Below are 18,310 nucleotides of genomic sequence, written 5' to 3' on the forward strand. Positions count from 1 at the left end.
CATGCGGACGAGCGATGGCGGCCATTTCCAGCGCTTCATCGAGCGCGCCCGGCTACGCGATGAGTTGGTGGTGCAGCCGCGCATGGGCTTCGGCGCGCTGCCGGCCATGCGCGCGGGACTGGACGCGGTGGCCGCGCTCCCCTGCAAGGCCATCGGCACCATTACCCTGGACAGCTATACCCGCGTCGGCGACTACGCCAGCGCCCTGCGCTGCCTGGCGGAGGGCCAGCCGCTGAATGGCTTCCCGATCGTCAGCCACTCCGTCGAGGCGATCCGCGGGATGCTCGATGGCCTCTACGGCGCGGACTTCCCGATCCAGGTACGCCACGGCACCGCGCAGCCCCAACGGGTGTTCCAGCGCATCGCCGAACTCGGCCTGGACGCCACCGAAGGCGGCCCGGTGTCCTATTGCATGCCTTACAGCCGGCTGCCCCTGGCCCGCGCCGTCGAGGCCTGGGCGGAGAGCTGCCGGCTGTTCGCCGACGCCAGCGCCTCCGCCCACATCGAAAGCTTCGGCGGCTGCCTGCTGGGCCAGCTCTGCCCGCCCTCGCTGCTGATCGCCATGGCGTTGCTGGAAGGGTTGTTCTTCCACCGCTACGGAGTGCGCAGCGTGTCTCTCAGCTACGCCCAGGGCACCTCCATGGCCCAGGACCTGGGCGCGCTGCGCGCCCTGCGCGAACTGGCCGGGGAATACCTGGGCGACGGCCATTGGCACGTGGTGGTGTATTCCTACATGGGCGTGTTCCCCGCCACCCTCCACGGCGCCCGCGCGCTGATCTGCGACAGCGCGCGGCTGGCACGCAAGGCCGGCTGCGAGCGGCTGATCGTCAAGACCATCGCCGAGTCGCGGCAGATCCCCTCGGTGGCGGACAACCTGGAAGCGCTGGAGATGGCCGCGCGGGTCGCCGGCGAAACCGCGCGGGATGCCGAACCCGCCGCGACCGGCTACTACGAGGAGATCCTCTTCGAGGCGCGCCGGCTGGTGGACACCGTCCTCGACCTGCACGCCGACCTCGGCGAGGCCCTGACCCGCGCCTTCGCCCGAGGCCTGCTGGACATCCCCTTCTGCCTGCACGCCGACAACCCCGGCCGCGCCACCACCCGCATCGACGGCGAAGGCGCGCTGCGTTGGGGCAACGTCGGCGGCCTGCCGCTGCCGCGCAGCAGCGGCCTGTCCAGCCAGGGCCCGGGCATCCGCTCGGCGGAACTGTTCCAGATGTTGCACTACACGGTGAGCCGCTATGACCAACCCTTGCACTGAGCCGAACGCCGCCCCGCTGGTGCTGGTGGACGCCTTCTCCACCGGCGCGCTGCTCGCCCAGGCCCTGGCCACGCGCCGCCCGCTGCTGCACGTGCGCTCGCGCGACGACATGCCGGCGGCCTTCGCCGCCAGTTGCCCGCGCCACCTGTTCGCCGCCCACTACACGCTGGCGGACGGCGGCGTGCAGCCGCTGATCGCGCGGCTCGCCGCCCACGCGCCCGCGGCGGTGCTGACCGGCAGCGAATTCGGCGTCGAGCTCGCCGACCGCCTGGCCGCCGGGCTGGGGCTGTTGGGCAACGACCCGGCGCTGTCGACCGCGCGCCGCGACAAGGCGCTGATGGCCGAGCGGGTCGCCGCGGCGGGCCTGCCGGTGGCCGGGCAACTGCGCACCGAGTCGGCCGCCGAGGCCCTCGCCTGGTTCGCCGCGCGCCAGGGCGCCAGGGTGGTGGTCAAGCCGCTGGACAGCGCCGGCTCGGACAACGTGTTCATTTGCCAGGACGCCGCCCAGGTGAAGGCCGCCGTCGAGCGCATCCTCGGCGCCACCAACCTGATGATGCGCGCCAACTCGGCGGTGCTGCTGCAGGACTACCTGGAGGGCGACGAGTACGTGATCAACAGCGTCAGCCATGCCGGCCGGCACTGGATCAGCGACGTCTGGAAGTGCCGCAAGACGCTCAGCGCCGACGGCCGCAAGATCTACGACTACGAGGACCTGCAGCCGGCCGACGCCGCCGAGCTGCCGGCCCTGCTCGACTACGCCGAAGGGGTGCTGGACGCCCTCGGCATCGCCTACGGGCCGGCCCACACCGAGCTGATCCTCACCGCCGCCGGGCCGCGCCTGCTGGAAACCGGCGCGCGCCTGTCCGGGCTGGCCAATCCGGATGCCTTGCAGGCCGCCACCGGCAACGACCAGGTGGCCCTCACCTGCGCCTGCTACCTGGACCCGCCGCGCCTGGAAGCGACGCCCCGTCGCTACCGGGTGCTGCGCCAGGCGCGCTGCCTGAACCTGATCGCCCATCGCGGCGGCGCCTTCCCCCGGGCCGCGGTGAGCGCCCGGCTGGAAAGCCTGGAGAGTTTCCAGAGCGCGCGCTTCCGCCTCGCCGAAGGCGCCGCCGGGGTTCCCACGGTGGACCTGAACAGCTCGCCCGGAGCGGTCTTCCTGGTCCATCCGGACCCTACCCGAATCGCCGCGGACTACCGCGCCTACCGAGACTGGGAGGCCGCCACGCTGTAACGGCGGCGTCCTTCCGAACCCCGCACATGCGGGGCTATCCATCGTCCCGCAGAGGAGCGAAGCCATGAGCGTGCATGCGCGCAACACACGATTGACTGTCCCGCAACTGGTGGCCATGAAAGGCCAGCGCAAGATCGTTTCGCTGACGGCCTACTCCAAACCGATGGCGCAATTGATGGACCCCTTCGTCGACCTGATCATCGTCGGCGACTCCACGGCCATGGTCGCCTATGGGCGGGCCTCCACCCTCGACCTGAGCCTGGAGGAGATGGTCGCCCATACCCGTGCCGTGGTGGACAACACGCGGCTCGCCTGCGTGGTCGCCGACATGCCGTTCGGCAGCTACCAGGAGTCCCCCGAGCTGGCCTACCGGCACTGCGCGCAGATGCTCGCCCGCAGCGGGTGCGACGCGGTCAAGCTGGAGGGCGGCAAGGCCCTGGCGGGTACCGTGCGATTCCTGGTGGAGCGCGGTATTCCGGTGATGGCCCACGTCGGCCTGATGCCGCAGTACCTGAACCTGATGGGTGGCTTCAAGGCCCAGGGCCTGACCGAGGCGGCGGCGCGGACCATCCAGGAGGACGCCCACGCCCACCTCGAGGCCGGGGCCTTCAGCCTGCTCCTGGAAGGGCTGGCCGAACCCCTGGCGCGCGCCCTCACCGCCGCCTCGCCGATGCCCACCATCGGTATCGGCGCCTCGCCGGGCTGCGATGGCCAGGTGCTGGTGACCGAGGACATGCTGGGCCTCGGCGGCGGACACCTGCCGCGCTTCGTCAAGGTCTACGCCGACGTCGCCGCGGTGATCCGCGACGCAGTGGAACGCTATGCCGACGACGTCCGCGAGGGCGCCTTCCCCGAGGCGCGGCATTGCTACGGGCTGCCCTCGCCCGCGCCGGTCAACAGCGAAAAGCGCCCGGCCAAGGCGCGCTGACCGCCGCGTGCCCGCCTCTGCCGAGGTCGCAGGGGCGGACGAACGCGCCGCCCCGGCGGCGCATGCGGGTCGCGGGACGCCTCAGGGCTCCCGCGATTCGTCGGCCAGCGCCTGGGCCATGGCTTGCAGCGCGGCGCGGATGTCCTTGCTCCAGTCGATGGTATAGCTCAGCCGCAGGTGCTGCCGGTAGGAGCCGTCCAAGCTGAAGATTTCCCCCGGGGCGATGACGATGCGCTGCGCCAGCAGCCGCTCGAACACCCGGCGCATGTCCACCGGCCGTATCGCCTCGGCCCAGAAGGTGGCGCCGCCGCGGGGCGTCACCAGGCGCAGTTGGCCCTCGGTGGTCTGCTGCAACAGGCTGCCCATGCGCTGCATGCGCTCCAGCAACATGGCCCGCAGCAGGGCGATGTGCTGGTCGATGCGGCCGGAGGTGAACAGCCGGGCGATGGCTTTCTGGCGGATCGGCGGCAAGCGGAAGGCGCGGCCGAGGAATTGATGGCGGAAGGCGCTGCCGAAGCGCCGGCACAGCAGATAGCCGTAGGGCGCCTCCGAACCGATGATCTTGTCGAAGGTGGAAAACACCAGCAGGCGCTCGGGGTCGGCGTGGTCGCGGTAGCGCGGCGGCGACGGGGTGAAGCAGAACTCGCCGTAGCTGTCGTTCTCGAACAGCCAGATGCCGCGCTCGCCCAGCCAGCGGGCCAGCAGGGCCTTGTCCGCCTCAGGCATCAGGCTGCCGTGGGGCACGCTCACCGCCGAGGACAGCACCGCTAGGCGGATCGGCTCGCGGCGCAGCAGGTCTTCCAGGCGTTGCAGGTCGAACCGGCCGTCGTCGCCCAGGGGCAACTCGATCACCCGGATGCCCACCGCCTGCAGTTGGCGCAGGGTGGCCCAGGAACAGGGCGACTCCACCAGCGCCACGCTGCCCGCCAGGCCGAAGGCGGCGAGGGTGAGCTCCAGCACGCTGCGCAGGTCGGAGCCGATGTAAACGTCTTCGGCCTGCCAGTAGCGCTCGGTGGACAGGGTGTAGCGGTCGGCCAGCACGCCGCGCAGCTCGCTCTCGCCGAACGGCTGGTACAGCGGCGCCTGGGGACGCGGGTACTGCCGCGCCAGCTCCCGCTCCATCATCAGCAGCGGGTTCTCCAGCGACAGCAGCATCGAAGGCGCGTCGCTGCTCAGGGCCAGCATGCCCGGCTGGCGCGCGTTGGCGAACACATCGTCGAGCAGGTCGGGGGAGCCTTCGCTGAGGGCGGGGGTGTTGACGGCCACGGCGAAGTAGCCGGACTTGGGTTTCGCGTAGAGGCGGCCTTCGTCCTCCAGCAGCGAGTAGGCGTACTTCACGGTGGATACCGAGACATTCAGCCGGGTGGCCAGTTGGCGCAAAGAAGGCAACTTCTGCTCGCTGCCCGGCCGGCCCGTCTCGATCAACTCGACGAGATAGCGATACACCGCCTGGTAGGCGAATGCGGCCCCTTCCGTTGTGCCCTTGCTCACTCCGGGAAATCCCCTCTCCGATGATGGCTACCTGCCGAATTTCGGGGAGTTCTACAGGGATGTTCGGCAAAAGAAAAGGCGAGCGGCCGCGCGCCGTCCCCTCGCCCCATCCACGACCGGAGGCTCTGGCGGGGCGACTGGCGCGAACCGGCGCAGTGGGCGGCGACTCTTTTCCTTCAGCGCGGAGGGGCGCCCACGACCCTGGCGACAGCCGCGCGCGAGCGGCGCGGGTCACGCGCGGCCGTGGCCGCACCGCCCGCTGCCTTCCGGTCGTTTCGCGGGCAAAGAAAAAGGGAGGCCAGCGCTGACCTCCCTCGGGAATTTCGTCCGGTACTGACGATCGTGTCGCCGCTTTCGTCGTCCACCTGATTGGGCGGTACGGACCCGGGGGCCTGGCGCGGCCCGGTGGGACCGCCGGCGCCGACGCACCTGATTGGGCGGGTCGGATGGACTCAACGTCCGGGCCATGAAACTGGAAACAAGCTTACCGCCGCCGACCCGACCGATGATTGCTAAAATTGCCCACCAAAGCATCGCTTGCGCAATTTTATCCTATGAATCGATAATCCCCGGCAATGCAACGCCAAAGAAGCCCGCCAGATGGAAAAGCTCGACCGCTATGACCGGCGCATCCTCGCCGAACTGCAGAAGGACGCACGGATTTCCAACCAGGAACTCGCCGAGCGCATCGGCCTGTCGCCCTCGCCCTGCTCGCGTCGCGTGCGGCAACTGGAAGACGACGGCTACATCCTTCGCCAGGTGGCCCTGCTGGACCGAAAGAAGCTCGGCCTGACCCTCACCGCCTACGTGCTGATCGGCATGGACCGGCACACGCCGGACCGCTTCGAGCATTTCCAGTCGGTGATCCAGGCCTGCCCCGAGGTGCTCGAATGCTGCCTGGTGACCGGGATCGACGCCGATTACCAGTTGAAGGTGGTGGTGCCGGACATGGAGCACTACCAGCAGTTCCTGCTCGGCCACCTGACCCGCATCGAGGGCGTCACCAGCGTGCGCTCCAGCTTCGTGCTGAACCAGGTGATCGCCAGCACCGAGCTGCCGCTCACCCACCTGCACGACTGAAGGCCGAAGCGGACCGCGCGGCGACGCATCGCGTATAATCGCCGCCGCCTTGCCGTGCCCCCGCGTGGAACCCCTACAAGAGCCCCGCGCTCGAACAATAAGCGCCCCGTCCACGGCATCTCCGCGTGGCCCGTGCCGGGCCCGAATCGTGCTGTCCCACGAGGTTGACGATGAGTCCCGAGATGTTCGAAGAGTTGATGATGACCGGCCTGATCGCCGGCCTGGTGTTGTTCATGGCGTTCATCGTCTGGGACCTGGCGAAGAAGTCCAACGCCGGCCGTTTCGGCACCATGATTCTGTTTCTCGCCCTCGGCCTGGGGGTGCTCGGCTTCGTCATCAAGTCGCTGGTGATCGGTAGCCTCGAAGGGCTGTAACGCCACACCGCCGACCCGCGTCTCTACTCCGTGCTTTTCCGCGACACCCCTGCGGTGTTTCGCGGGCGGGCCTATTTTCACTCAGGAGATCCACCCCATGAACGCTACCGATCGCGTCATGCAAAGCTATGGACGGTGCTGTGCCAGCCCCGAATTCTTCGATAGCTTCTACCGCCACTTCCTCGCCAGCTCGCCGCTCATCCGTGAGAAATTCCTCAACACCGACATGCAGGCGCAGAAGCTGTTGCTGCGCCAGGGCATCCTCAACCTGGTGATGTACGCCCGCGGCATGCCCGACACCAAGCTGCGCGCCCTGGGTTGCAGCCATGCCCGAGACGCCCTGGACATCCGCCCGGAGCTCTACGACCTGTGGATGGATGCGCTGCTGCTGACCATCGGCGAACACGACAAGCAGTTCGACGGCGACACCCGTGCCGCCTGGCGCGAGGTGCTGGTCAAGGGCATCAACGTGATCAAGGCGTCCTACTGAGGCCCAGGGCGCCGCCGACGCGGCGTCCTTCAGTCGAGCCGGGCCGGCACTTCCCGCCATTCGCCCGGCGCCAGCCCTTCCAGCGCCCAGGGCCCGATGCGCACCCGCACCAGGCGCAGGGTCGGCAAGCCCACCGCGGCGGTCATGCGCCGTACCTGGCGGTTGCGGCCTTCGCGAATGGTCAGTTCCAGCCAGGCGGTGGGCACGCTCTTGCGGAAGCGCACCGGCGGATCGCGCGGCCACAGCGCCGGCTCCTCCAGCCGGCGCACCTCGGCCGGCAGGGTCGGGCCGTCGTTCAGCAGCACGCCGTCGCGCAGCCGTTGCAAGGCCTCGGCGTCCGGCTCGCCCTCCACCTGCACCCAATAGGTCTTCGCCAGCTTGTGCCGGGGGTCGGCGATGCGCGCCTGCAATCGCCCGTCGTCGGTGAGCAGCAGCAGGCCCTCGCTGTCGCGGTCCAGGCGCCCGGCCGGATACACGCCGGCCACCGCGATGAAGTCCTTGAGCGTGGCGCGGCCCTCGCCGCCGCTGAACTGGGTCAGCACGTCGAAGGGTTTGTTGAACACCAGCAGGCGCGGTTCGCGGGGCGCGGCCTGGGCCGGGCGGCGCGACGCGGCGGGCGCGCGTCGCGGAGCGGAGGGACGCGCGGGCGGGCGGGGTGGACGTGACATGGCTGGAAATGGCTTGGCGACGGAACGGCCGGAGGCGGCATGCTAGGGTGTGCGCCATCCCTCCCGCAAGAGAACAGCGCATGTCCCGCGTCCTGCGACCCACCTGGTTGATCGACCTGTTGAACCTGCTCGGCCTGGGGCCCGACGGCTACCAGGGTCCGCCCAGCGATCATTTCGACGGCCGCCGCTTCCACAACCTGCACCCGACGCCCCACAAGGACCTGCGCCAGGTCCTGAAATGGCGGCTGAACCGCGAGAAACAGCAGCCCTGGGCGATCCAGCCGGCGGCAGTGGAACGGGAGATTCCGGCGCGGGTGCCGGGCGACGCCCTGCGCGTCACCTACGTCAACCACGCCACCCTGCTGATCCAGCATCAGGGCCTGAACATCCTCACCGACCCATTGTGGTCGGAACGCGCCAGTCCGTTCGCCTTCCTCGGGCCGAAGCGCTACCACGCACCCGGGGTAAGCCTCGAGCGCCTGCCGGCGATCGACGTCATCCTGGTCAGCCACAACCACTACGACCACCTCGACCTGCCCAGCCTGCGCCGGCTCGCCGAGCGTTTCCCGCTGGCGCAGGTGGTCACCGGCCTGGGCAACGCCGCGCTGATCCGCCAGTGCGGGTTCGCCCGCATCGCCGAGCTGGACTGGTGGCAGGCGCTGCCGCTCAACGGAGCGCTCAGCCTGCACGCGGTGCCGGCCCAGCACTGGTCCTCGCGCACCCGCGGCGACGTCAACCGCAGCCTGTGGCTGGGTTTCGTCCTCGACTCCGCCGCCGGCCCGCTGCTGTTCCCCGGCGACAGCGGCCTGGGCCCGGAATTCGCGCTGATCCGCCAGCGCTTCGGCCCGCTGCGCTTCGCCGCCCTGCCGATCGGCGCCTATGCGCCGCGCTGGTTCATGCGCGACAACCACATGAACCCGGACGACGCGGTGCAGGCGCACCTGCAACTGGAGTCGCGCTGCAGCATGGCGATCCACTTCGGCACCTTCAACCTCGCCGACGAGGACCAGTTCGCCCCGCTCAGCGAGCTGACCGCCGCGCTGCGCGCACGCCAGGTCGAGGAAAGCCGCTTTCGCGTGCCGCAGCCGGGCGACTGCTGGGAGATAGACCCCCTCGTCCGCGCAACCGAGTAGCCGACGCCGGAGCGACGCCTGCGGGCCGAGGGCGGGCGGGCGAGTGGGTGGCTGGCTGGCGACTCGCCGACCCCGCGCGCGCCCGGCGGGGCAAGCCCTAGCGGAACGGCGGCTCGTCGAAGCTGCGCAGCTTGCGCGAATGCAGCGAGTCGAGTTGGGTGCGCAGCAGGTCGAGGGCGGTGATGCCGATGTGCAGGTGCTGGGTCACCGCGCGCTCGTAGAAGGCGCCGGCGGCGCCGGGCAGCTTGATCTCGCTGTGCAGCGGCTTATCCGAGACGCACAGCAGGGTGCCGTAGGGAACCCGCAGCCGATAGCCCTGGGCGGCGATGGTGCCGCTTTCCATGTCCACCGCCACCGCCCGCGCCAGGTTGATCAGCGGGCGTTCCTGGGCCCAGCGCAGCTCCCAGTTGCGGTCGTCGTAGGTGAGCACGGTGCCGGTGCGCAGGCGCCGCTTGAGCGCCTCGCCCTTCTCGCCGGTGACCTGGGCGGCGGCTTCCTGCAATGCCTGCTGCACCTCCGCCAGCGCCGGGATCGGGATGTGCGGCGGCACCACGCGGTCGAGGATGCCGTCGCGGCGCATGTAGGCGTGGGCCAGCACGTAGTCGCCGATGGTCTGCGACTGCCGCAGGCCGCCGCAGTGGCCGATCATCAGCCAGCAGTGCGGGCGCAGCACGGCCAGGTGGTCGGTGATGTTCTTCGCGTTGGACGGACCGACGCCGATGTTCACCAGGGTCACCCCGTGGCCGTCGGCGGCGATCAGGTGATAGGCCGGCATCTGGTAGCGGTGCCAGACCACCGCGTCGGCCACCGCCTGGGCGTCCTCCTCGGGGGTGCCACGCTCGATGATCACGTTGCCCGGCAGCACCATGCGCACGAAGCGCGGGTCGTCGCGCAGTTGCTCCAGGCCGTGGCGGATGAACTGGTCGACGTAGCGGTGGTAGTTGGTCAGCAGGATCCAGGGCTGCACGTGGCGCCAGTCGCTGCCGGTGTAGTGCACCAGGCGGCGCAGGGAGAAATCGACCCGCGCGGCGTCGAACAGCGCCAGCGGCATCGGGTCGGCGTTCTCCCACTCGTAGAGGCCGTCGGCCACCCCGTCGGAGGCGGCGGACAGGTCGGTGCTGGGGAACACCCGCGCCAGCTCGGCGGCGGTCACCCCGGAGCCGGCCAGTTCGTCGCCCTGTTCCACCACGTAGGGATAGGGGATGTTCTGCTCGCTGGGGCCGACCTCCACCCGCAGGGTGAAGTCGCTCATCAGCGGTCGCAGTTGTTCCAGCAGGTAGGGGCGGAAGGCATCCGGATGGGTGACGGTGACGCTGTAGTTGCCCGGCACCTGGATCTTCGCGTAGGCGCGGGTGGTGGTGGGCACTTCGCCCTGCCAGTGGTAACCGATGCGCAGCAGCGGGTAGCGGAACAGCGCGCGTTGTTGCTCGCTGGGAACCACGCGGTCCTTCAGGTAGCGCTTGAGCGCCTGGCTCAGCGCAGCGGTGGCCTGGCGGTGCAATTCGCCGAGGCGGTCGACGGCCTCCTCGGCGCTGGTGGCGACGATGAAGTCGTCGTCGGGGTAGAAACTCATAACGTCATCCTGTCTGGGGGGCCGGTTCATCTTGCCTGCTCGTCGGTGACAAGGGTAGCGCCAGGAAGATCCGCGGGCGGCCAGTGGCGGGCGATGCCGTCCAGCGCGCGCTTGAGGTCGGCCTGGCTGGGCGCCGCGGCCAGGCTGATGCGCACCCCGTCGACGGGCGTGTGGGCCACCGCGAACACTTCGGCCGGAACGCTTTCCACGCCGGCCGCCCGGCAGGCCTCGAACAGCCCCGCGCCGGTCAGCCAAAGGTGCGGCGCCGGGGTTCGCCCGGCGGGCATCCGCGTGCCCAGCGCCGTGCGCGCCAGGCGCCAGCGGCGGGCCAGTTCCTCGCGCTGCCAGGCCAGGCGGCGCAGGGCGACGCCCTCCTCGACCCACTCGCAGCCGATCGCCAGGCACAGCGGCGAGACCGCCCAGTTGGTCGCCTGGGCCTCGCGGTCGATGCGTTCGAGGAGTTCCAGGGGGCCGGCGAGGAAGCCCAGGCGCAGGCTCGGCGCGACGCTTTTCGACAGGCTGGTGACCAGCAGGCAGCGTTCCGGCAGGGCCTCGGCCAGGGGCGGCTGCTCGCCCAGGCCGCCATAGACGTCGTCCTCGATCACCCACAGCCCGTGGCGTCGCGCCACCGCGGCGATCTCGGCGCGGCGCGCGGCGTCCATGCTCGCCCCGGTGGGGTTCTGCAAGCAGGGCGTAAGCACCACCACCCGCGCGGCGGTGGCGCGCGCCAGCCGGTCGAGGGCCTCGGGCAGGATGCCGCGGGCGTCGAGCGGGATGCCGTGCAGCGGCAGGCGCAATTGCCGCGACGCCGCCTTGATCCCCGGCGAGGTGAAGGCTTCCACCAGGACCGGCTCGCCCGCCTCGCAGAGCGCCAGCAACGCGGCGAAGACCCCTTGCTGGGCGCCCGCGCAGAGCCGCACCCGGCTGTGCGCAAGCTCCAGCCCGCGCCCGCGCAACCACTGGCTGCCGGCGAGGCGGCCGCGGGCCACCTGCGCCGCCGAGGCATAGCCTTGCAGGGCGGCCAGCCCGCCGTGCGCGCGCAGGTTCTCCAGGCTGGCGTCGAGGTCGCGGTTAGCGGGGTCCAGCACCGGCACGTTGGTCGACAGGTCGAGGGGCGCATGGCCCGGCAGGTCCGCCGGCGCCTGCTTGAGCAGGAACAGGGTCGCCTCCTGGCTGCCGGCCAGCACGTAGGTGCCGCGGCCCACCTCTCCCGACACCAGGTGCCGGCGCGCCGCCTCGCGGTAGGCCTGCAGCGTGGTGCTCGGGTTGATCCCCAGTCGCCAGGCCAGGCGCCGTTGCGGCGGCAGGCGGTCGCCGGCCTTCAGTTCGCCGCTGCGGATGGCGCGAGCGATCGCCTCGACCAGTGCGAGGTAGGTGGGCAGGCCGCTCTCCGGCAGTTCGGGTATCCACACGGCAAGGCTCCAGGGGCGGGCTCAATCGATATTGCAGGCCATGCAATATAGCGATTTACCCATGCAATGCGCGCCTTTTAGCATCGGTTCATCCCACCTCCGAGGCCACACCGATGTTCGATCTCCCCGCCCTGCGCCGCGCCGCCGACCTGATCCGCCCGACTGTCGCGCCCACCCCGCAACTGGCCTGGCCGCTGCTGGCCGAGCGGCTCGGCTGCGAGGTCTGGGTCAAGCACGAGAACCACACCCCGACCGGTGCTTTCAAGGTCCGCGGCGGGCTGGTCTACCTGGACGAACTGCTGCGCCGCGAACCCTCAGTGCGCGGCCTGGTGACCGCGACCCGCGGCAATCACGGGCAGAGCCTGGCGCTGGCGGCGCGCCGGGCCGGCCTGCCGATCCACATCCTGGTGCCGCAGGGCAACGCGCGGGAGAAGAACGCGGCAATGCGCGCCTTCGGCGCGGAAGTGATCGAGCAGGGCCGCGACTTCGACGAAGTCCGCGAGGCGGCGATACGCCTGGCCGAGGCGCGCGGCCTGCACCTGGTGCCGGCGCTGCACGCGGACCTGGTCCGCGGCGTGGCCACCTATGCCCTGGAGTTGTTCGAGGCGGTGCCCGACCTGCGCCGGGTCTACGTGCCGATCGGCCTCGGCTCGGGGATCTGCGGGCTGATCCGCACCCGCGACCTGCTCGGCCTCGACACCGAGATCGTCGGGGTGGTGGCGCGCGGCGCCGATGCCTACGCACAGAGCTTCGAGCAGGGTCGGGCGGTCTGCACCGACCGCGCGGACACCTTCGCCGACGGCGTGGCCTGTCGGGTTCCCCAGGACGAGGCGCTGGCGCTGATCAGGGACGGCGCGGCGCGCATCCTGCGGGTCGACGACGAGGAGATCCGCCAGGCGATCCGCGTGCTTCACGAGGACACCCACAACCTGGCGGAAGGCGCCGGCGCCGTGGCCCTGGCGGCGCTGATGCAGGAGCGTGGACGGAACGCCGGGGAACGGGTGGCGGTGGTGCTCAGCGGGGCGAACATCGACCGCCAGGCGCTGGCGGCGATCCTCGCCGCCGGGGATTGAGTCAGACGCTGACGGACAGGGTGCTGCCCACCGCCCCCAGGTTGACGCCGACGCCGCCCAGAGCCGCCGCGCCGTCGCCCACCTGCAGGGCGGTGGCCTGGGCTTCGCTCGCCTTCAGCAGGGCATTGACCTGCTTGAGGGTCTTGCGGCTCTCTTCGTCGTCGGGCAGTTGCGCCTTCACCATCGCCAGCAGTTGCCGCAGCTTGCGCACCGCATCCTTGATCAGTTCGCCGTCCTGCTGGCGCTGCGCCTGGCCGCCCGGCGCGGCCGCGAAGGTTGCCGATGCGGAGCCGCCCTCGTCCTTTTCCTGCGCGTCGAGCTGCGCGCCGGCCGCTTCGGCCTCGCCCTGGGCCGCGGCCGCCTCCGCGCCGCCAGCGGCTTCCGCCGGCTCGCTGCCGGTGGGCTCGGTGGCCGCCGCGTCGACCGGCGGCGCGGCCTCGACGACGGGTTCACTCGCCGAAGCCATTCCGCCCTCCGCCAGGCCCGCGGTTCCCGGGCTCGCGGCGCTGGATGAATCCTGCGACCCGAGGTCCGGGGTCGATACGGCGCTTCCACCGGTCGCGCTACCGGAAGACTCCCTCAACACCGACGCGGCCTGGCCGATCTCGTGGGCCAACTGGCGGATCTGGTTGAGCAGGCTCTTGGCCGCCTTCGGCCCCAGCCCCACCGCCAGCTTCTTCAGCAATTCGATGCGTTGCTTCACGTTCTCGATGCGCTGGCGCGCGGCGGCCTTGCGCTCCTCGCCGAGTTGCTCGGTACGGGCCTTCAGGGCAGCGGTGGCGGTCTGGATGGCTTTCATCCGGTCGCGCGCGTATTGGCTGATGGTCACACTGAAGGAAGGCGTTTCGGGGTCGGCCCGGGCGCTGTCGTCGGCGGACGCCGGGGGGGTGGTCCCGCTGACGCGCACCGCCACACGAAGCGCGGCGGAAACGCCGGTGCCGAAAGCTATCGACTGAGTCATGGCATCCGTCCCTGCAAGAAGATGAGTCACAGGCTATCGACCGCAGCCACGGAGAACTTGAGCCGGAGAATCGACGCCCGCGGAGCCGGTGTTTCCCAGGGGTGGGCGTCGGGCTCATCCGCTTGAGCCCGCCCGACGCCGGCCTCGGCACCGCCAACGGGCGGCATTCAGCCTGTCGCCTGCTTCCCGGGGTCAGGAGTCCCGACGTACCCCTTGCGGCAACCGATCCCCCGGCAGCAAGCGACCCTGGGGACGAAAGGCAGAAACCCTTCCCTCTGCGTACCCCCACCGGAAAGCCGGAATCGTAGGGTGGAAGACGCCTTTATCTTCCACCTCGACCGCGCATCGGTGGATGAGAAAAGCGTCATCCACCCTACGTTGGTATGGAGGTCGGCGCGCCCATGCAGCTCTGCGCTCCGGCCTTTGATTCATGACGAAGTCCAGGGCAACGTCGCTCAGCCGTAGGGTGGAAGACGCTCTTTTCTTCCACCTTCCACGCACCGGTGCCTGAAAAGAGCGCCATCCCCCTGCGGACGCGGGGAGCGCATCCGCCCACGGCCACTTCCGGCGCTAGTGCACCTGCGGCGACGCCCGGGTGACCAAGGCTTCGACGTCGAGGCCCCGTGGCAAGGTGCCGAAGGCGTGCCCGCCCGCGCCCAGGCGGCTGGCGATGAAGGCGTCGGACACCGTGGCGTTGCCGGCCTCCAGCAGCAGCTTGGCCTGCAGGGCCAGGGCCACGTCCTCGGTGAGTTGACGCGCGCGGTACTGGATGTCGGCGGTGTCGCGGAACGCGGCCTTGAGGTTGCCGATGTGCGCGGCCAACCGCGCGTCGCCATGCCCGTCGCCCAGCTCGGCGAACAGGGCGTCGAGCACCCCGGGCTCCTTGGACAGCGCACGCAGCACGTCGAGGCATTGCACGTTGCCCGAACCTTCCCAGGTGGAGTTGACCGGCGCCTCGCGGTACAGCCGCGGCAGGATGCCGTCTTCCACGTAGCCGGCGCCGCCGAGGCATTCGGCGGCCTCGTTGATCATCGCCGGCGCGCGCTTGCAGATCCAATACTTGCCGACGGCGGTGACCAGCCGGGCGAACCGGGCTTCCTGCTCGTCATGGGCGCGATCCAGCGCGCGGCCCATGCGCAGCGACAGGGCCAGCGCCGCCTCGCTCTCCAGCGCCAGGTCGGCCAGCACGTTCTGCATCAACGGCTGCTCGGCCAGCACGCGCCCGCCGACCCGCCGGTGGGCGCAATGGTGCGCCGCCTGGGTCAGGGCCTGACGCATCAGCGCACTGGAGCCGATCATGCAATCGAAGCGGGTCAACGCGACCATCTCGATGATGGTCGGCACCCCGCGCCCCTCTTCGCCGACCATCCAGGCCAGGGCGCCGCGGTACTCCACCTCGCTGGAGGCGTTCGACCAATTGCCCAGCTTGTTCTTCAGGCGCTGGATGTAGAAGGCGTTGCGCGTGCCGTCCGGCCGGTGGCGCGGCAGCAGGAAGCAGGTCAGGCCCTTGTCGGTGTAGGCCAGGGTGAGAAAGGCGTCGCACATCGGCGCCGAGCAGAACCATTTGTGGCCGACCAGCTCGTAGGCCTGGCCGGGTCCGGGCTGGCCCACCGGATGGGCACGGGTGGTGTTGGCACGGACGTCGGTGCCGCCCTGTTTCTCGGTCATCGCCATGCCGATGGTGGCGCCGGCCTTTTGCTCGATCGGCAGGTTGCGCGGGTCGTACGCGGTGGCGAGGATCTTCGGCAGCCACTTTTCGGCCACCTCCGGTTGCAGGCGCAGCGCCGGCACGCTGGCGAAGGTCATGGTCAGCGGGCATCCGCTGCCGGCCTCGGCCTGGCTGTGCAGGTAGCTGAGCCCGGCGCGGGCGACGTGGGCGCCGGCGCGCGGGTCGGTCCAGGGCATCGAGGGAATGCCATGCTCGATGGCCGTGCTCATCAGCTGGTGATAGGCCGGATGGAACGTCACCAGGTCGAGCCGGTGGCCGTAGCGATCGTGGCTGTGGAACACCGGCTTGTTCTCGTTGGCGAGAAAGCCCGCGGCCATCAAGGGGCCGCCCGCCAGCGCGCCGTACCGGTCGAGGCGATCCTCGGCCCAGCCGCCGTCGAAGCGACGCAGCCACTCCTGCAAGGGCAGGTCGAGGCGGTACAGGTTGGCGCCGTCGAGGGGCGGCACCTGGTTGGTGACTTCGTGGGTTTCGGCCAGGACGGCGGGCGTCTCGGCGAAGGCGGACGGGTTCATGGCGAGGTCTCCGGTGCGAGTGGACGGGCGCCGACGGCGCGCAGGCAAAAGGTGACGAGCGCGGCGCTGACGCTTTCCAGCGTCGGCGCGGAGCAGGGGGCATCGGCCGAGGCGCGCGCCGGCGGCGACAGCGGCCCGACCAGGGCTTCGGCGATGGCGCCCACCAGGCAGGCGGCCACCAGCGGGATCGGCCCGGGATCGAACACGCCCTGGGCGCGGCCCTCCTCGAGCAACTCGACGAACAATCCGGCATAGGCTTCGCGGTAGCGTAGGCGCTGCTCGTCGACTTCCGGGTCGACCGGCTCGGCGATCAGCGCGAACGCCAGGCGCCGGCGATGCCAGGCACGCCCGGCGAACTGCGCCAGGCCGGATGCCAGGCGCGCCCGGGGATCGCCCGGCGCCCCCAGGCAGGCCGCCAAGGCCTCGACCTCGCGCTGGCTGGCGCGGGCGAAGACTTCCGCCGCCAACGCGCCCTTGCCGGCGAAATGGCGATACAGGCTGCCGGTGGCGATGCCGGCGGCTTCCGCCAGCCCCTGCATGGTCAGCGCGGCGAAGCCGCCCTCGCCGACCCGCTGCGCCGCGCACGCCAGAATCCGCTCGCGCTGGGCCTGGTCGCGGTCGAGACGTTCGGCGGTGATCCGATAAGCCATGGCTGAATCCCGATTCATTGCTTGCAGCAGTGAACCAGCATTCAGACCTTGGCGAAAGCGACGGATCGGTCAAAGGCCGGGGCGATCGCGCGCCACCCTCGGGCACGCACGCAGGCCACCCACCGGGGAAGGCCCCGACGCGGCAGAGGGTCGCGGGCCATGCCGGCTCGCGCCAGGAGCAAGGACGCCCCACCGAAGGCGGCGGTGACGCGGACGCCGGCCAGGGACGTCCGAGCCGCCGCCCGCGACGCCCCGGACGGCTGCGCCGCGACGAATAAATGGTAAGCTCGCCGCCCATGAATACACCAAGCTCCCGTCCCGTAGTGCTTTGCCTGTCCGGCCACGACCCCAGCGGCGGCGCCGGGCTGCAAGCGGATATCGAAGCCCTGCTCGCCCAGGGTTGCCACGCGGCGCCGGCGATCACCGCCCTCACCGTGCAGGACACCGTCGACGTCAGCGACTTCCGCGTGCTCGACCGCGACTGGGTGCTCGCCCAGGCCCATGCGATCATCGCCGACCTGCCGGTCGCCGCGGTCAAGCTGGGCATGCTCGGCTCGGTGGAAATGGTCGATACCGTCCTCGAGATCATGGCGCTGTTGCCCGGCGTGCCCTTGGTCTGCGACCCGGTGCTGCGCGCCGGGGGCGGCGGCGCCTTGGGCAAGAACGAGGTGGGCTACGCCATGCGCGAGCGCCTGTTGCCGCGCGCCACCCTGGCCACACCGAACCTGCCGGAAGCGCGCCTGCTGGCCGAACTGCCCGAAGGCAGCGCCGACCAGTGCGCGGAGAAGCTGCTGCCGTTCGTCGAGCACCTGCTGATCACCGGCGGCCACGGCGACGAGGCGGAAGTCCACAACCGCCTGTACAGCCGCGACGGCGCACGTCAGGTCTTCACCTGCCAGCGCCTGCCGGGCAGCTACCACGGCTCCGGCTGCACCCTGGCGAGCACCTTGGCCGGCCGCCTGGCCCTGGGCGAGCGCCTGGACAGCGCGGTGCGCAGCGCCCTCGACTACACCTGGCGCACCCTGCGCGACGCCGAACGGCCCGGCCGCGGCCAGTTCGTCCCACGGCGCCTGCCGCTGGATTTCTGCGCGTGAGCGGTCGCCGATGAAGTTGCGCGGCCTCTACGCGATCACCGACAGCCTGTTGCTCGCCGACGGCCGCCTGCTGCCCTACGTCGAGGCGGCGCTGCGCGGCGGGGCGCGCCTCGTGCAATACCGCGACAAGAGCCACGACGACGCGCGTCGCCTGCGCGAAGCCGAAGCCCTGCGCGAACGCTGCGAGCGTCACGGGGCGCAACTGATCATCAACGACGACGCCGAGTTGGCCGCGCGCCTGGGCGTCGGCGTGCACCTGGGCCAGAGCGACGGCTCGCTGGCCGCGGCACGCGCGCTGCTCGGCCGCAAGGCGATCATCGGCGCCACCTGCCATGCCCAGCCGGGCCTGGCCGAGCAGGCGATCCGCGAGGGCGCCAGCTACATCGCCTTCGGCCGCTTCTTCGATTCCGCGACCAAGCCCGGCGCGCCGGCGGCGACCCTCGAACTGCTGGAGGAAGCGCGGGCGCGCTTCGCCCTGCCGATCGTCGCCATCGGCGGCGTGACCCTGGACACCGCGCCCGGCTTGATCGCCCGCGGCGCCAGCCTGGTGGCGGTGGTCCACGCGCTGTTCTCCGCCGCCGACGCCGATGAGGTCGAACGCCGCGCCCACGCGTTCAGCGCCCTGTTCGAAACACCCTGAATCCATG

Annotated in this window: 17 protein-coding genes; 10 read left to right on the forward strand and 7 right to left on the reverse strand. The window is 70.8% G+C overall.

Features of this window, described 5'->3' with window-relative positions; all coding sequences use genetic code 11:
- Position 1 precedes the first annotated feature (1 nt).
- The 3 genes from OGL92_RS13370 (at position 2) to panB (ending at position 3,423) form a co-directional block, all read left to right on the forward strand.
- Positions 2–1,261, forward strand: coding sequence for a methylaspartate mutase (locus OGL92_RS13370; protein ID WP_263144163.1), 1,260 nt, complete (start codon positions 2–4; stop codon positions 1,259–1,261).
- On the forward strand, positions 1,242–2,495 hold the full coding sequence (locus tag OGL92_RS13375) for an ATP-grasp domain-containing protein (RefSeq protein WP_263144164.1): 1,254 nt from the start codon (positions 1,242–1,244) through the stop codon (positions 2,493–2,495). Before OGL92_RS13370 ends, OGL92_RS13375 begins: the two co-directional genes overlap by 20 nt.
- Before the next feature lie 64 nt (positions 2,496–2,559).
- Entirely contained in the window at positions 2,560–3,423 is an 864-nt protein-coding gene (gene panB, locus OGL92_RS13380) for a 3-methyl-2-oxobutanoate hydroxymethyltransferase (protein ID WP_263144165.1), read from the forward strand.
- 81 nt (positions 3,424–3,504) lie between these two features.
- On the opposite strand, the gene OGL92_RS13385 is transcribed toward panB, so the two are convergent.
- Entirely contained in the window at positions 3,505–4,914 is a 1,410-nt protein-coding gene (locus OGL92_RS13385) for a PLP-dependent aminotransferase family protein (protein WP_263144167.1), read from the reverse strand.
- Between the two features lie 600 nt (positions 4,915–5,514).
- Between OGL92_RS13385 and OGL92_RS13390 the strand changes: the two genes are divergently transcribed.
- The 3 genes from OGL92_RS13390 to OGL92_RS13400 all read left to right on the forward strand — a co-directional run bounded on the left by OGL92_RS13390 (position 5,515) and on the right by OGL92_RS13400 (position 6,858).
- Entirely contained in the window at positions 5,515–5,994 is a 480-nt protein-coding gene (locus OGL92_RS13390; RefSeq protein WP_263144169.1) for an Lrp/AsnC family transcriptional regulator, read from the forward strand.
- A gap of 170 nt (positions 5,995–6,164) precedes the next feature.
- Positions 6,165–6,368 (forward strand): DUF2788 domain-containing protein, encoded by a 204-nt coding sequence (locus tag OGL92_RS13395; protein ID WP_263144171.1) that lies wholly within the window; start codon positions 6,165–6,167, stop codon positions 6,366–6,368.
- A 97-nt stretch (positions 6,369–6,465) separates the two neighbouring features.
- The gene (locus OGL92_RS13400; protein WP_263144173.1) at positions 6,466–6,858 is read left to right on the forward strand and encodes a globin; all 393 of its coding nucleotides are present in this window, start codon (positions 6,466–6,468) and stop codon (positions 6,856–6,858) included.
- Between the two features lie 29 nt (positions 6,859–6,887).
- Here the strand turns inward: OGL92_RS13400 and OGL92_RS13405 are convergent, their stop codons facing one another.
- On the reverse strand, positions 6,888–7,526 hold the full coding sequence (locus tag OGL92_RS13405) for a pseudouridine synthase (protein ID WP_263144175.1): 639 nt from the start codon (positions 7,524–7,526) through the stop codon (positions 6,888–6,890).
- Between the two features lie 80 nt (positions 7,527–7,606).
- Between OGL92_RS13405 and OGL92_RS13410 the strand changes: the two genes are divergently transcribed.
- The gene (locus OGL92_RS13410; protein WP_263144177.1) at positions 7,607–8,659 is read left to right on the forward strand and encodes an MBL fold metallo-hydrolase; all 1,053 of its coding nucleotides are present in this window, start codon (positions 7,607–7,609) and stop codon (positions 8,657–8,659) included.
- A 97-nt stretch (positions 8,660–8,756) separates the two neighbouring features.
- On the opposite strand, the gene amn is transcribed toward OGL92_RS13410, so the two are convergent.
- A complete protein-coding gene (gene amn, locus OGL92_RS13415) occupies positions 8,757–10,232 on the reverse strand; it encodes an AMP nucleosidase (RefSeq protein WP_263144178.1) in 1,476 nt (491 codons plus the stop codon).
- Between the two features lie 26 nt (positions 10,233–10,258).
- Positions 10,259–11,644, reverse strand: coding sequence for a PLP-dependent aminotransferase family protein (locus tag OGL92_RS13420; protein ID WP_263144180.1), 1,386 nt, complete (start codon positions 11,642–11,644; stop codon positions 10,259–10,261).
- A gap of 113 nt (positions 11,645–11,757) precedes the next feature.
- Here OGL92_RS13420 and OGL92_RS13425 point away from each other — a divergent pair, with 113 nt between their 5' ends.
- On the forward strand, positions 11,758–12,717 hold the full coding sequence (locus tag OGL92_RS13425; protein WP_263144182.1) for a threonine dehydratase: 960 nt from the start codon (positions 11,758–11,760) through the stop codon (positions 12,715–12,717).
- A gap of 1 nt (position 12,718) precedes the next feature.
- Here the strand turns inward: OGL92_RS13425 and OGL92_RS13430 are convergent, their stop codons facing one another.
- The 3 genes from OGL92_RS13430 to OGL92_RS13440 all read right to left on the reverse strand — a co-directional run bounded on the left by OGL92_RS13430 (position 12,719) and on the right by OGL92_RS13440 (position 16,569).
- Positions 12,719–13,678: a hypothetical protein gene (locus OGL92_RS13430; protein WP_263144184.1), complete on the reverse strand. Its 960-nt coding sequence runs from the start codon at positions 13,676–13,678 to the stop codon at positions 12,719–12,721.
- A gap of 570 nt (positions 13,679–14,248) precedes the next feature.
- Positions 14,249–15,919: an acyl-CoA dehydrogenase family protein gene (locus tag OGL92_RS13435; protein WP_263144186.1), complete on the reverse strand. Its 1,671-nt coding sequence runs from the start codon at positions 15,917–15,919 to the stop codon at positions 14,249–14,251.
- The gene (locus OGL92_RS13440) at positions 15,916–16,569 is read right to left on the reverse strand and encodes a TetR/AcrR family transcriptional regulator (RefSeq protein ID WP_263144188.1); all 654 of its coding nucleotides are present in this window, start codon (positions 16,567–16,569) and stop codon (positions 15,916–15,918) included. The genes OGL92_RS13435 and OGL92_RS13440 overlap by 4 nt, the downstream gene beginning before the upstream one ends.
- A 296-nt stretch (positions 16,570–16,865) precedes the next feature.
- Between OGL92_RS13440 and OGL92_RS13445 the strand changes: the two genes are divergently transcribed.
- Together OGL92_RS13445 and thiE are read left to right on the forward strand one after the other, a co-directional pair.
- Positions 16,866–17,663, forward strand: a complete 798-nt coding sequence (locus OGL92_RS13445; RefSeq protein WP_263144190.1) for a hydroxymethylpyrimidine/phosphomethylpyrimidine kinase — start codon at positions 16,866–16,868, stop codon at positions 17,661–17,663.
- A gap of 10 nt (positions 17,664–17,673) precedes the next feature.
- On the forward strand, positions 17,674–18,303 hold the full coding sequence (gene thiE, locus OGL92_RS13450) for a thiamine phosphate synthase (RefSeq protein ID WP_263144192.1): 630 nt from the start codon (positions 17,674–17,676) through the stop codon (positions 18,301–18,303).
- The last annotated feature ends 7 nt before the right edge of the window (positions 18,304–18,310 follow it).

It is taken from the genome of Pseudomonas sp. RIT-PI-AD, from assembly GCF_025642785.1.
GTDB lineage: Bacteria > Pseudomonadota > Gammaproteobacteria > Pseudomonadales > Pseudomonadaceae > Pseudomonas_T.

Excerpts from the sequence above, each read along its gene's own strand:
- thiE (WP_263144192.1), top strand. The coding sequence starts at position 17,674 with ATGAAGTTGCGCGGCCTCTACGCGATCACCGACAGCCTGTTGCTCGCC.
- OGL92_RS13405 (WP_263144175.1), bottom strand. The coding sequence starts at position 7,526 with ATGTCACGTCCACCCCGCCCGCCCGCGCGTCCCTCCGCTCCGCGACGC.
- OGL92_RS13370 (WP_263144163.1), top strand. The coding sequence starts at position 2 with ATGCGGACGAGCGATGGCGGCCATTTCCAGCGCTTCATCGAGCGCGCC.
- OGL92_RS13390 (WP_263144169.1), top strand. The coding sequence starts at position 5,515 with ATGGAAAAGCTCGACCGCTATGACCGGCGCATCCTCGCCGAACTGCAG.
- OGL92_RS13440 (WP_263144188.1), bottom strand. The coding sequence starts at position 16,569 with ATGGCTTATCGGATCACCGCCGAACGTCTCGACCGCGACCAGGCCCAG.
- amn (WP_263144178.1), bottom strand. The coding sequence starts at position 10,232 with ATGAGTTTCTACCCCGACGACGACTTCATCGTCGCCACCAGCGCCGAG.
- OGL92_RS13435 (WP_263144186.1), bottom strand. The coding sequence starts at position 15,919 with ATGAACCCGTCCGCCTTCGCCGAGACGCCCGCCGTCCTGGCCGAAACC.
- OGL92_RS13425 (WP_263144182.1), top strand. The coding sequence starts at position 11,758 with ATGTTCGATCTCCCCGCCCTGCGCCGCGCCGCCGACCTGATCCGCCCG.
- panB (WP_263144165.1), top strand. The coding sequence starts at position 2,560 with ATGAGCGTGCATGCGCGCAACACACGATTGACTGTCCCGCAACTGGTG.
- OGL92_RS13445 (WP_263144190.1), top strand. The coding sequence starts at position 16,866 with ATGAATACACCAAGCTCCCGTCCCGTAGTGCTTTGCCTGTCCGGCCAC.
- OGL92_RS13400 (WP_263144173.1), top strand. The coding sequence starts at position 6,466 with ATGAACGCTACCGATCGCGTCATGCAAAGCTATGGACGGTGCTGTGCC.
- OGL92_RS13395 (WP_263144171.1), top strand. The coding sequence starts at position 6,165 with ATGAGTCCCGAGATGTTCGAAGAGTTGATGATGACCGGCCTGATCGCC.
- OGL92_RS13410 (WP_263144177.1), top strand. The coding sequence starts at position 7,607 with ATGTCCCGCGTCCTGCGACCCACCTGGTTGATCGACCTGTTGAACCTG.
- OGL92_RS13430 (WP_263144184.1), bottom strand. The coding sequence starts at position 13,678 with ATGACTCAGTCGATAGCTTTCGGCACCGGCGTTTCCGCCGCGCTTCGT.
- OGL92_RS13375 (WP_263144164.1), top strand. The coding sequence starts at position 1,242 with ATGACCAACCCTTGCACTGAGCCGAACGCCGCCCCGCTGGTGCTGGTG.